This is a genomic window from Massilia sp. Root351, assembly GCF_001425045.1.
GTDB lineage: Bacteria > Pseudomonadota > Gammaproteobacteria > Burkholderiales > Burkholderiaceae_D > Rugamonas.
This window is the reverse complement of record NZ_LMDJ01000031.1, coordinates 1-12,773: the sequence shown is the minus strand read 5'-3', so window position 1 is coordinate 12,773 and position 12,773 is coordinate 1. Positions and strand designations below refer to the sequence as shown.

The 12,773-nt window shown below is 66.1% G+C and carries 11 protein-coding genes and 2 pseudogenes; 6 read left to right on the top strand and 7 right to left on the bottom strand.

What is annotated here, in order from left to right:
• Positions 1-8: 8 nt before the first annotated feature.
• The 7 genes from tssG to ASD15_RS20060 all read right to left on the bottom strand — a co-directional run bounded on the left by tssG (position 9) and on the right by ASD15_RS20060 (position 6,624).
• Positions 9-1,091: a type VI secretion system baseplate subunit TssG gene (gene tssG / locus ASD15_RS20090; protein WP_057156823.1), complete on the bottom strand. Its 1,083-nt coding sequence runs from the start codon at positions 1,089-1,091 to the stop codon at positions 9-11.
• Positions 1,055-2,899: a type VI secretion system baseplate subunit TssF gene (gene tssF / locus ASD15_RS20085; protein WP_057156822.1), complete on the bottom strand. Its 1,845-nt coding sequence runs from the start codon at positions 2,897-2,899 to the stop codon at positions 1,055-1,057. The genes tssG and tssF overlap by 37 nt, the downstream gene beginning before the upstream one ends.
• Position 2,900: 1 nt before the next feature.
• Positions 2,901-3,404, bottom strand: coding sequence for a type VI secretion system baseplate subunit TssE (tssE, locus tag ASD15_RS20080; RefSeq protein ID WP_057157299.1), 504 nt, complete (start codon positions 3,402-3,404; stop codon positions 2,901-2,903).
• A gap of 61 nt (positions 3,405-3,465) precedes the next feature.
• Complete coding sequence (locus ASD15_RS20075; RefSeq protein WP_056391891.1) at positions 3,466-3,957, bottom strand: type VI secretion system tube protein Hcp; 492 nt, start codon at positions 3,955-3,957, stop codon at positions 3,466-3,468.
• A gap of 47 nt (positions 3,958-4,004) precedes the next feature.
• Positions 4,005-5,489 (bottom strand): type VI secretion system contractile sheath large subunit, encoded by a 1,485-nt coding sequence (gene tssC / locus ASD15_RS20070; RefSeq protein ID WP_057156821.1) that lies wholly within the window; start codon positions 5,487-5,489, stop codon positions 4,005-4,007.
• Positions 5,490-5,492: 3 nt separating this feature from the next.
• A complete protein-coding gene (gene tssB / locus ASD15_RS20065; protein ID WP_057156820.1) occupies positions 5,493-6,002 on the bottom strand; it encodes a type VI secretion system contractile sheath small subunit in 510 nt (169 codons plus the stop codon).
• A 28-nt stretch (positions 6,003-6,030) separates the two neighbouring features.
• Entirely contained in the window at positions 6,031-6,624 is a 594-nt protein-coding gene (locus tag ASD15_RS20060) for a M48 family metallopeptidase (RefSeq protein WP_057156819.1), read from the bottom strand.
• Between the two features lie 218 nt (positions 6,625-6,842).
• On the opposite strand from ASD15_RS20060, the gene tssK reads away from it, so the two are divergent.
• The 6 genes and pseudogenes from tssK to ASD15_RS20030 all read left to right on the top strand — a co-directional run.
• Positions 6,843-8,192: a type VI secretion system baseplate subunit TssK gene (gene tssK / locus ASD15_RS20055; RefSeq protein ID WP_057156818.1), complete on the top strand. Its 1,350-nt coding sequence runs from the start codon at positions 6,843-6,845 to the stop codon at positions 8,190-8,192.
• Between the two features lie 16 nt (positions 8,193-8,208).
• The gene (gene icmH / locus ASD15_RS20050) at positions 8,209-8,988 is read left to right on the top strand and encodes a type IVB secretion system protein IcmH/DotU (RefSeq protein ID WP_057156817.1); all 780 of its coding nucleotides are present in this window, start codon (positions 8,209-8,211) and stop codon (positions 8,986-8,988) included.
• Positions 8,988-11,006 (top strand): annotated as a pseudogene (locus ASD15_RS20045) (type VI secretion system Vgr family protein); the annotation flags it as partial. The gene icmH and the pseudogene ASD15_RS20045, both read left to right, overlap by 1 nt.
• Before the next feature lie 263 nt (positions 11,007-11,269).
• Complete coding sequence (locus tag ASD15_RS20040) at positions 11,270-11,779, top strand: DUF2345 domain-containing protein (RefSeq protein WP_229418305.1); 510 nt, start codon at positions 11,270-11,272, stop codon at positions 11,777-11,779.
• A gap of 16 nt (positions 11,780-11,795) precedes the next feature.
• Positions 11,796-12,443, top strand: coding sequence for a DUF4123 domain-containing protein (locus tag ASD15_RS20035; protein WP_057156815.1), 648 nt, complete (start codon positions 11,796-11,798; stop codon positions 12,441-12,443).
• Positions 12,415-12,773: pseudogene (locus tag ASD15_RS20030) on the top strand (hypothetical protein); the annotation flags it as partial. The gene ASD15_RS20035 and the pseudogene ASD15_RS20030, both read left to right, overlap by 29 nt.

Genomic DNA, 12,773 nt, shown 5'->3' with positions numbered 1-12,773 from the left:
ACTCCTTTTTATAATGTGTGTATTTCGTACCGCACGTCGCTGCGGTCCTGCGCCTGGCCGCCGGTCAGCACGAAGCTGTCCCAGCCCAGGCGCCCGCCGCTGCGCTCATCTTTCAAACTGGTGCCCTGCACGTCCGCCGCGCGCAGCACCAGCTGCACTTCATACTCCAATGTCAGCCCGGTAAACATGGCCAGCATGCTCTTCAGCGCCCTGGCCGCCTTACCGCCAGGCAGGAAGGACTCGAAGCTGGCGCGGTCCAGCGGTCCGATCACCAGCCGCATGCGCAGGTCGCGCTGCCACACGCGCGCGCCGGCCAGGGCGCCGCCGCCCAGCACCGCGTTGCTGCCGCCCAGCGTGCTTTGCTGGGCGGGCGGCACGTCGTACCAGCAGCCGATGAACTGCGTGATGCGCACCTGCTGGTTGAAGTACTCGGACAGCACGCGCGCCACCTGCGAGGCCGACGCCGGCTTTTGCCGCACCGCGCTGGCGAAATAGCCCAGCGATTCGTCCAGCACGCCGTCGCCATGGTCCGACATGCGGCGCCGCAGCGAGGCGTTGCCCAGCCCCGCCAGCGACAGCAGCAGCGGCAGGAAGCCATCCTTGCCGCTGCCCTGGTACTTCAGCTCCAGCCGGTACTTGCGCCAGGCTTCGTAGAACAGGGCCAGCGCGCGGCTCGAGAATGTGTCCAGGAAGGCGCGTGGGCCGTCGTCGCGCTGGTACAGCGCGTGCGCGGCGATGCGCTCGGTGTAGTGCGCCGGCAGCGTGCCGCTGCTGCCGAGGAAGCCCATGAAGGTGGGCGTCATGCGCACGTACTTCAGCTCCGACGACTGCAGGGCCTCGCCCAGCGCGCGCGCGTCGCGCGGCAGGTCGCGCGGCTCGGGGTGCAGCGATTCCAGTTCGCTGGCCGGGAAAGACAGCGAGGTCGAATTGTGGAAGCGCAGGAAGTTCGCCACCGCGCCCTCCTGCGGCACGCCGCGCTTCTTGAGCCACAGCTCCAGCATGCGCACCGCCTGGAAGTACTCGAAACGGTAGGGTTCGGCGAACAGCCGCTCGATTACAGCAGGCTCAAATCGCCGCTTCGTGGCAAGCATCGCAGCAGTTCCTCTCCGGTTTTGTGGGACAGCACGACCAGCTGGGTAAAGCTGTTGGCGTGCACGTAGAGGCCGAGGAAGCGCTCTATCACGTGCGCAAAGGCGTGAATGCCGCTGCCGACGAAGGCTTCCTCGTCGATGGTCAGCCGCACTTCCACGCCGCGCACCAGGCAGGCGAAGGGGTTCCCCGGCAGCCAGGTGTTGGCCGCCTTGTGGGCGATACCGAGCACGCCGCCGATCTGGCGCTGCGTGGCCGGGGAACGCGGCAAGTCGTACAGGGTCAGCATTTCGCGGAAGGCATCCAGCCCGTCCTCGTCCAGCGACAGGTGGTTCAGCGACAGGTGCGAGATCAGGCGCCAGTGCGCGCCGCGCCCGCGCTCGAAGCGCTGGGAGGCGCTCGGCTTGCGCAGCAGGCTGATGGAACGCACGCTGGAGCCGCCTTCCATGAACAGGTCGCCGCCGCGCATGCCGTAGGACAGCATGGACGGCAGGTCGCGGTTGGTGCAGCTCAGCTCCAGGCTGAGGGTGTCCGTTTCCACTTCGGCCGGGTCGAAGTCGATATCGACGATGGTGATCTCGGTCTCGAAGCCGGGACTCTTCTCGGCGATGGTCTCGTTGCGGCGCGCCACCCAGTAGTGGCCGCTCTTTTCGGGCGCCTGGCCGTGCTTGAGCGAATAGAACGGGCGGAAGGTGGTGATGGATTCGCCCTGCGGCGTTTGCCGCACCAGCCGTACCGATTCGATCGCCTGCACCTCGTAGGCGAAGGCGCGGCGCGCGTCGGCCAGCACCGGGTAGCTGGCGGTGGTGTGCGTCAGCCGGATCGGCTCGCCGCGCTGGCGGAACAGGTTTACCACCGGCGTGCAGCCCAGCAGCACGTTGTTCGGATTCAGCGTGCCGAGCATGCGCGAGATGTTCGAATCGGTGCGCAAGCCGGACAGCGCCAGGTGCAGCGTGATGGTGCGCGCGCCGGACGGCAGCGCGGCGCCCAGCCTGGCCAGGTCGATATCGAAGAAGTTGAACTTCTCCGGGAAGCAGAAGTATTCGGTCAGCAGGCGGTATGCCGCATGCGAGCGGGCCGAGAAGTCGATCAGCGACTCGTTCTCCTCGAAACCGGCCGGCGTGAGCGGCGAAGCCTGCAGCTGCACCCAGCGGCCGTTGCCGTCCGCTTCCGCGTAGGCCGCCACGGTGCGCATGAACAGCGCGTCGCGCAGGGCCGCGCAGAAGGACGGCTCGCCGTCGATGAAGAAGCGCAGCTTGCCCAGGCCCAGCTGCAGCGGGCCGGCCTGCTCGGAGGTGGCGGCCAGGGTGATGCTGATGCTGGAGGTGGCGCCCGGCGGCGCGCGCAGCGCTTCCGGCAGCGCGATGATGGGGTCGAACGAGGCCTGCGTGAGCCCCAGCGGCGCCACCGTCACCGGGTAGGCGGTGCGGAAGGTGCAGGCCGCGCCGCGCACCGGGCGCGAGGTGAGCTGCGTGCCGCGCGGGATTTCGCTGGCGGCGGTCAGCTGCGCGGCAGCGCCGCTGTAGTCCATGCGGGCGATCGAGCAGGAGGGAAACGGCCGCAGGTAGTGCGGGTACATCACCTCGAACATCGCTTCGGTGAATTCCGGGTAGTCGTCGTCCAGGCGCTTGGCCACGCGCGAGTTGAGCAGCGCGAACGATTCGATCATGCGTTCAATGTGCGGGTCTTCGCACACCTCGCCGCCGACCAGGAGCCGGCCGGCGATTTTCGGGTAGCGCTCGGCGAATTCGCGCGAATAGCGGCGCAGGAAGCCGAGCTCCCGTTCGTAATAAGGTAACAGCTGTTCCAAGTCAGGCTCCTGGCTGCGCCGCGCGGCGCGCCTTGCTGATGGTGTAATGCAGGCTCGATGGTTGCAGCACTGCGTCGAAATTGACGGGTTCCTGGGTGGCGCTGGCAACCAGCAGCGCGGTGATGTTGAAGCCGAGGCGGTTGATGGCGCCCTCGCGCACTTCCAGCGAAGCCTGCACGTTGCGCAGGCGCGGCTCGTGGCGCAGGATGGCGCGTTCCAGCGCGCGGCAAATATAGGCGCGGTCGTCGGTGCTCGACAGCGACAGCCCGGCGAAGTCGCTCAGGCCGTAACTGGCGATGGAGCGGCCGCACTCCGGAAAACGCTTCAGCAAATCCTCGCGCACCACGGCGCGGGTGTTGAGCAATGCTTCCAGGTCGCGTGCCACCGCGTCCTTCATCTCCTCGATGGATAGCCGCGCAACGGTGCCCGATGTGCTGCCACTTCCGGCACCGTGCGTTGGCTCGTCAAGGAGCCGGTCAAACAGCCCTGGCGTGTAACCCTTCACTGCCATGGCAGTCCCTGGCAGCGCGGCTGCTGGCTAGGCTGGTTGACCATGCTGCACATGCTTAGGCCGTCTTGTTGGCCGACAGGTCCCAGCCGCCCGATGTGTTGCCACCGGAGCCGCCGCCGACCTTTTGCTGGGTGTACTTCCACTTCACTTTCGAGTACTTGATCGACACGTCTTCGCTCAGGATATTGCCTTCAGCGATAGCGGGAGCGACGGAGCCGATCAGCACGTTTTCCAGTTCGATTTCGAAGTACTTGATGCGCTCGCCCTGGCCGTCGGCGCGCAGGAATTCCAGCTTTGCCTTCGGAATGGTTTTGCCCGAGGAGCAGGTCTGCAGCAGGATAGGCGTGGCCAGGTCGGCCAGCTTGTGCACGACGATGTCTTTGTGTTCGGTACGCTCGGCGGTGTGGCCGCCGCCGGTCGACGCGGTAGCCGACTTAGGCTGCAGCACTTCGAACTGGACGGATTTGACTTCGATCCAGTCTTTGTGTGCGTTGTCGGTGGACTCGCCTTTGATACCGTCGATTTGCAGGTAGACGTCGATTGCCATGGTATTCCTTTCAGTTGGTGATGGACTTAACGGGTAAAAATGATGCGTCAGGATTTGGTCGAAGCAGGCAGCTCCGCGACCAATCGGAGCGAAACAGAAAGCTCGTCGAGCTGGAAGTGGGGGCGCAGGAACGACACGGCGCGATAAACGCCTGGCCGTCCCGGCACCTCCGCCACCTGCACCGACGCTTCCCGCAGCGGGAACTGGGCCTTCTGTTCCTGCGTTGCGTTATCGTCGAGCAGCACGTACTGCGTCAGCCAGCGGTTCAGGAAGTCCTCCACGTTGGAGGCGGCAGCGAAGCTGCCGATCTTGTCCCGCATCATGGCTTTCATGTAGTGCGCAATGCGCGACACGGCGAAGATGTACTGCAGCTGCGCCGACAGCACCGCGTTGGCGTTAGCCGCGTCGGTGTTGTATTTCTTGGCCTTTTGGGCCGACTGCGCGCCGAAGAAGGCCGCGTAGTCCGTGTTCTTGCAGTGCACCAGCGAGATGAAACCGAGGTCGCTCAGCTCCTTCTCACGGCGGTCGGTGATGGCGATTTCGGTCGGGCACTTGAGCGCCACTTCGCCTTCATCGGTCTTGAAGGTGTGGGTCGGCAGGTCTTCCACCAGGCCGCCGCCTTCCACGCCGCGGATCGCCGCGCACCAGCCGAAGTCCTCGAAGGCCGAGGTCAGCTTGGTGCCGAAGGCGTACGCCGCGTTGCACCACAAGTATTTCTGGTGGTCGGTGCCGTCCACGTCCTCGACGAAATTGAAGCCTTCGGTAGTGGCGCCGTCGGCCGGGTTGAACGGCAGGCGGCCCAGGAAGCGCGGCAGCGTCAGGCCAACGTAGCGCGAGTCTTCCGATTCGCGGAACGACTTCCACTTGGTGTATTCCACCGTGTCGAACACTTTCGACAGGTCGCGCGGCTTGCCCAGGTCGCTATAAGTGTCCAGGCCGAACAGTTCCGGCGACGCGGCGCTGATGAAAGGCGCGTGCGCGGCGGCGGCGATGTGCGACATCTGCTCGATGAAGTACATGTCTTCCGGCTGGCGGGTGATCTCGAAGTCGCCCAGCAGCGCGCCGAACGGGGCGCCGCCGAAGGTGCCGAACTCTTCCTCGTAGACCTTCTTGAACATGGTGCTCTGATCGAATTCCAGCGCGCTCTGGAAGTCCTTGACCAGCTCCTTCTTGGTCGCGTTGAGCAGCTTGATCTTCATGTTGGTGCCGGTGGAGCTGTTCTTCACCAGGTAGTGCAGGCCGGTCCAGCTGCTTTCCAGCTTCTGGAATTCCGGCGCGTGCATCACGGCCGACAGCTGCGCCGAGATCACGCGGTCCAGCTCGGCCACGCGGGCGTCGATGGTGGCGGCCAGGTTGTCGGACACGACCACCGTGCCCTCCATGACCTGGTTCACCAGTTCGGAAATCAGGTCCTTGGCGCGCGCATGCTCCACGCTGGACTTGGCAACCTTGCTCTGCTCGACGATCTGGTCCAGCAGGGCCGATTCCAGCGCCGGGGCGGGAACGGCGTTCGGGCTCAATTGGGCGGACATGGCTTATTCCTTTGCTTCAGGCTTGGCGCCGCTCAGCTGCGCCAGTTTTTCGGTGCTGCTCAACACATCGTTCAGGATGTCTTCCAGCTTGTCGTTGCCGGCCAGCTTGTTGCGCAGGTCGGCCAGCTTGGTGCGCGCTTCCAGCAGCTTGCGCAGCGGCTCCACCTGCTGCACCACGGATTCGGGACGGAAGTCCTCCATCGACTTGAACTTCAGGTCCACCGCGAACTGGCCGCCGTCCTGGCCCAGCTCATTGGCCACGCGGTAGGCGGCGCGCGGTTCCACGCCCTTCATCACTTCGTCGAAGTTGTCGCGGTCGATGCCGACGAACTTGCGTTCCTTCAGGCGCTTTTGCTCCACTTCCGAGTTGCCGCCGAAATCGCCCACGACGCCCATCACGAAGGGCAGTTCCTTGCTCTCGATGGCGTCGCCGATCTCAACGTCGTAGCTCATCTGCACGCGCGGCGGACGCACCTTGGTCAGGCGCTTTTGGACACTTTCACTTTTAGACATGGTTTTCCCCTGTTCGACTGGTTACGGGTTATTTCAGGCCGCTGAACGGATCGGCGCTGGACTCCTGGCGCGCCTTGGCGGCGCCCTTCTTGACGGTGCCGCCGCGTGCAGCCGGCGGCTTGGCGGCCGAGGCCTGCGCCGCCTGCGGCGGCACCAGCACGGTTTCGCCCAGGCTCTCGCGCAGCAGCTTGGCCAGGTCTTGCGACTCGGTGCGCAGCGGTCCGCTCAGGTTGTTCTGGCGGCTCAGGTCGGCCAGCGCGCGCGTCGACAGGCGCAGGCCGCTGATCGCGATGATGCTGTTGGCCAGCTGGTCGTTCGGGTCGCGCACCAGGATTTCCTGCGCGCTCACGATGGCTTCGCCGTACTGACCGGCGTCGTAGCGCGTCTGGGCAATGCTGACCCAGGGCGCTTTTTCAGCCGGGAAAGCGGCGGCGGTCTGTTTCCACAGCGTCACGGCCTGTTCCTTTTGACCGGACGAGGCTGCCTGGCTGGCCTTTTCCATCAGCGCGCTGACGGTCGGCTTCGGAATCTCCGGCACTTGCGGCACCGTGTTGCACGCGCTCAGGATGACCGCGCAGCTGGTAGCGCCGGCCAGGCGGCGCAGGGTATGTACAGGTTTCATGCTTTCCTCGGACTGACTTGCAAAAAAGAGATATTCAATTGCTAACTTGTTACTTCGCCGACACATTATCAGAAATTTATTTTTGTGTGCGTTCAATTGAATTTCACCGGGAAACTTGCTTATTTTTAAGGCTGCGCACGATTGCCGCGCTTGCTTGCGACATGTTTCCTAAAGAAATGTTAGTGTTCTGCTACTTATAAAATTTCTGTTTTGATAACATGACAAACAAGGTACTTTGGGGCGAGGGATTGTTCCTGCGGCCACAGCATTTTCAGCAGCAGGACCGCTACCACGAACACCGTCTGCACGAGAGCGTGAAGGCCCTGCACCCCTACGCCTGGGGCGTAAATCAGATCGAGATTGACCGCGAAGCGCTGGCCAACAACGCGCTGCGCCTGCTCGAGCTGACGCTGCGCTTCCAGGACGGCGAGCTGTATGACGCGCCCGGCGTGGACGAACTGCCGGACACGGTGGACCTGAGCCAGCTGCCGCAAAACCAGCAAAGCGTGACCTTCTACGCCGCCCTGCCCGCCTTCAAGCCCTTCGGCGGCAACTTCGGCATGGCCGGCCAGAACGGCCCGGGCAGCAGCGGCGTGCGCTTCGTGCAGTCCAACGCCGACACGCCGGACCTGTACACGCAGGCGGCGCAAGCCCAGCTGAGCTACCTGAAAAAAGCCGTGCGCCTGGTGCCGGACCACGAACCGCGCGACTCCTACACCCATTTCCCGCTGCTGCGCCTGCGCCGCGCGGCCAGCGGCGGCTTCGAGCTGGATCCGTCCTTCGTGCCGCCGTCGCTGTCGATCCGCAGCGCGCCGCTGCTGTTCCTGCAACTGCGCCGCCTGATCGACGCGCTGCAGGCCAAGGTCAGCGCGCTGCAAGGCCACCACCGCGAACCGAGCCGCCACGTGATCGAATTCCGTTCCGGCGACATGTCCTCGTTCTGGCTGCTGCACACCGCCAGCACCGCCTTCGCCGGCCTGACGCACTACTTCCACCACCCGGCGCTGCACCCGGAACGCCTGTACGAGCAGCTGCTGTCGCTGGCCGGCGCGCTGATGACGTTCTCCAAGAGCTGGACCCTGTCCGACCTGCCGCCCTACCAGCACGCCGATCCCGGGCCCGCCTTCGCGCGCCTGCACCAGATCATCCGCGAACTGCTGGACACGGTGATCTCGTCCAAATACTTCGCCATCGCGCTCAACGAAATCAAGCCGTCCTACCACCACGGCATGCTCGACAGCGGCAAGATCGACGACAAGACCACCTTCTACCTGGCCGTCTCGGCCGACCTGCTGGCGGTGGAACTGGTGGACGTGGTGCCGCTGCGCTTCAAGATCGGCGCGCCGGACGACGTGGAAAAATTCGTGCTGTCGGCCATGCCGGGGGTGCGCATCCAGCACGCGCCGCAAGTGCCCGCCGCCATCCCGGTGCGGCCGGACGCCTGCTATTTCGCCGTCGAAGGCAAGGGCCAGATGTACGAACGCATGCTGCAAGCCCAATCGATTTCCATCTATGTGCCGTCCGGCCTGCGCGATTTGAAGCTGGACCTGCTGGCCGTTACTTCCTGAGCGGAGACCAAACAACATGAGCAACGTGGCTGCACCTTCCCTCGCACCTTCCCTGTTTTCGTCCGGCGCACCAGCCGCGCCGGCGTCGAACAAGCCGCAATCGCTGCAAGACCTGATGTATGACGGCTTCTACGCCCTGTTCATGCTGAAGAACGGCAGCGGTCCGCAGGACAACGCCGACTTCGCCGCGAAGATGACCCAGTTCCTGGATGAATTCGGCCGCAACGCGCGCAAGCACAACGCCTCGCCGGACGACATCGACGCCGCCAAGTACGCCTTCTGCGCGGCGGTGGACGAGATCATCCTGCGCTCGCCCTATTCCATCCGCGACGCGTGGGAACGCCGTCCGCTGCAGCTGCAGCTGTTCGGCGACCAGCTGGCCGGCGAAAACTTCTACATCCGCCTGGAAGCACTGCGCGCGCGCGGCGCCGCCCACGTGCAGGCGCTGGAAGTGTTCCATATGTGCTTGCTGCTGGGCTTCCAGGGCCGCTACATCCTGGAAGGCTCGGAAAAGCTGACCTACCTGACCAGCCGCCTGGGCGACGAAATCGCCCAGATGAAGGGCAAGCGCGGCGGCTTCGCGCCGCACGCCGAGCGCCCGGACCAGGTGGCGCACAAGCTGCGCAGCGACTTGCCGCTGTGGGTGCTGTGCTCCGTGTTCGCGCTGGTGTGCGTGCTGGGCTACATCGGCCTGCGCACCTCGCTGGGCCGCCACACCGACGAGCGCCTGCACGCCTATAACGACGTCGTGAAAATGGCGCCGCGCGTGGCCAACCTCACCATCACGCTGCCCTGATGGCCTCGCAGCTCACTTCGGCGCTCGGCGTGTTCGGCACGGGCCTGAGCCAGCACGCCCGCCTGCTCACGCTGGCCAGCGCGCAGGAGCGCGCCCTGCCCGAATCGCTGATGGCCGAGCACTTCACGGCGCGCGAGGGCGTGAACGAACTGTACGCCTTCGAAGTGCACGCGCTCAGCACCTCCACCGACCTGGAACTCGACCAGTTCATCGGAGAAGAGCTCACCCTCACGCTGCTGCAACCGGACGGCAGCCAGCGCGCCTGGCACGGCCTGTGCACCGAAGCGGCCTGGCTGGGCGCGGACGGCGGCGTAGCGCGCTACCGCCTGCTGCTCGAACCGGCGCTCGCGCTGCTGCGCCTGCGCCGCGACAGCTACATTTACCAGGACAAGAACGCGCAGGACATCGTCACCGAACTGCTGCAGGACTACCCGCAGGTGCGCTGCTCCTTCGACGTGACGCAGGAACTGGCGCCGCGCCCCATCTGCACCCAGTACCGCGAAAGCGACTTCGACTTCTTCGAGCGCCTGCTGGCCTCCGAAGGCCTGAGCTGGCGCTTCGAGCACGATCCTCCGGGCGCAGAAAGTGATCAGGGCGACGGCCAGTCCAAGCACAAGCTGGTGATCTTCGACAGCAAGGCGCAAGCCCCCGCCATGCCCGGCGGCGCCGAGTTGCGCTTCCACGGCGTACGCGCCACCGACACCGACGACGCCATCGACCGCTTCGCCGCGCGTCGCCAGGTGCAGCCCAACGCCGTCAGCATCGCCAGCTGGGACCCGGCGCAGTTGCTCGCGCCGTCGGCCGAGCAGCAATCCAGCCTGGACGCGGGCGAGCTGCCCGCGCTGGCCATCTACGACGGCAGCGGCGAGCGCATCGCCAGTGGCAAAGAGACCGGCCACGGCGCCGCCGACCCGCACAGCCTGCTGATGCTGCAAGCGCTGGAGCTCAACAACAAGGTCTTCGAAGGCAGCGGCGCCGTGCGCCGCCTGGCCCACGGCCACAGCTTCCAGCTGGCCCAGCACGAACGCTACGCCGGCGGCGCCAACAGCTTCAAGGTGCTGTGGGTGGAACACGAGGCGCGCAACAACTTCGACGCATCGATCAAGGGCGGCCCCGCCTTCGGCGTGGAAGCCGGCACCTACCGCAACAGCTTCGGCTGCGTGCGCGAAGCCGTCGCCATCGTGCCCGCCGCCACCGCCGCGCCGCACGCCAGCACCGCGCTCGGCCCGCAGACCGCCATCGTGGTCGGCCTGGCCGACGCCATCTCCACCACCACGCGCGACCACCAGGTGCGCGTGCAGTTCGCCTGGCAGCGCGGCGAAGGCGCCAACGCCGGCGGCATGGCCCACAACACCGACGCCAAGGGTAGCGCCCCCGGCGACGAGCGCGCCGGCACCTGGGTGCGCGTGGCCGAAGCGCTGGCGGGGCCCAACTGGGGCACCCAGTTCACGCCGCGCATCGGCACCGAAGTGCTGGTCGATTTCATCGAAGGCGACATGGACCGCCCGGTGGTGGTGGCCCAGCTCTACACCGGCAGCGACGCGCCGCCCTTCGCGGCGGGCGTGGATGCGGGCGTAAACCACGCCGGCACCATTTCCGGCATCCACAGCCACAACTTCGACCGCAGCGGCTACGGCCAGTGGCAGCTGGACGACACCCCCGGCCAGGTCCGCACGCGCCTCGCCAGCAGCAGCGCCGCCACCCAGCTCAACCTCGGCTACCTGGTCCAGCAGGCGCCCGGCTCCGCGCAACGCGGCAGCTACCGCGGCGCCGGCTTCGAACTGCGCACCGACGCCTGGGCCGTGCTGCGCGGCGCCGAAGGCGTGCTGCTCACCGCCAGCGCGCGCAACGCGCAAGGCAGCGGCGTCACCTCCACCCAGATGGACACCGCCGAAGCGCTGGCGCAGCTGAAGGCCGCCGAGGAACTGGCCAAGCAGCTGGGCGACGCCGCCACCGCGCAGCAAGCCCTCACCAGCAAGGACGCCGCCGCCGCGCACAAGGACTTCATCACCCAGGTCNCGACACCGCCGAAGCGCTGGCGCAGCTGAAGGCCGCCGAGGAACTGGCCAAGCAGCTGGGCGACGCCGCCACCGCGCAGCAAGCCCTCACCAGCAAGGACGCCGCCGCCGCGCACAAGGACTTCATCACCCAGGTCGATCCCCAGCAAAGCGGCAAGCACGCCGGCGCCGTCAACGGCCAGCAGGCCGTGAAAGCGCAACCCGGCTCGCGCGAAGCGGACAGCGCCAAGCCGGTGGAAAAGTTCGGCGTCCCGCTGGTGCTGATGGACTCCCCGGCCAGCATCAACTGGGCCACGCCCGCCTCCACCGTGCTGTTCGCAGGCAAGCAGCTGCAATGGACCACGCAGGGCGATATGCACTTGGCGGCAGCGCACACCGTCTCCTCGGTGGCCGGCAACGCGGCCGGCTTCTTCAGCCACGCGGGCGGCATCCAGGCCTTTGCCGGCAACGGCCCCGTGTCGCTGCAGGCCCACACCGGCGAGCTGGAGATCCTGGCCGACAAAGAGATCACCATCATCTCGGTGAACGACAGCATCGAGATCAAGGCCAGCAAGAAGATCGTGCTGCAGGCCGGCCAGTCCAGCATCACGCTGGACGGCGGCGACATCACCTTCGCCTGCCCTGGCAACTTCACCGTCAAGGGCGGCCAGCACATCTTCGAAGGCGGCGGCAGCGGCGCGGCCGGCTTGCCCGCCCTGCCGACCGGCAGCGCCATCTGCATCGAATGCCTGAAAAACGCGGCGGCCAAGGCCAGCAGCTTCCTGGTCCGCTAAGCGCTAAGAAAAAAATATGGACAACCCAACCCACACCTACGCCCTGCTCGACTGCTCCGCGCACGACCACGCGTGGCGCGAACTGAGCGCGCGCTTCCCGGACGCGCAATGGCGCTCGCTGTTCGACGGCACGCCCGAAGAACACCTGACGGCCGCCGCGCCGCTGCTGATCGCCACGCCGCGCGAGCATGAAGCGCTCATCAAATGGCTGGCGCGGCTGGAACAGGCCGCGCCCAGCGTCAGCTGGATAACCAGTCCCTACACGCTGCCCGTGCTCGCGCCCATGCTCACGCGCCGCCTGAACTGCGAAATCGACGGCGGTCAATTGGTCGTGATGCGCTTCTACGACCCGCGCATCCTGCTCGGCCTGCCCTCCGCCTTGGACGCGCAGCAGAAGCGCTATTTCTTCGCCCCCGTGAGCGCATGGAGCGCGCTCGAGCCGCGCCGACAACAGCGCTACAGCATCGACATCGTGCCCGCCACGCCGGCCGACATCGCCCGCTACGCCTTCGCCCCCATCAGCCTTACGCTGGCCCAGCGCGACCAGCTGCGACATCGTGCCCGCCACGCCGGCCGACATCGCCCGCTACGCCTTCGCCCCCATCAGCCTTACGCTGGCCCAGCGCGACCAGCTGATGTACTTCGACAAGGAGAACCTGTATGACAGCATCATCCGGCACTGGGAAGACACCTGCCCGGAAGACATTGCCGGCATCAAGCGCGGCATGCTGCGGGAGGCGGCCATCGCTGCGGTCAGCCGCGCCAACGGCTACGGCATCACCGATCCCAGCGCGCAGCACTTGTTCGCCGGCCTGATGATGACCGTGTCGCCCTCGTTCGACGACAACGCCATGGTCAAGTCCCATCTGAGCAACCCCGATGTGCCGCAGGCCGACCGCCTGAGCCGGATGATTGCGCAACTGCCGGAACAGGCCTGGGAGCAAATCGTCAAGGCCAAGCGCTACGACGCCCTGTTTGAACTGGCGCCTGGCCA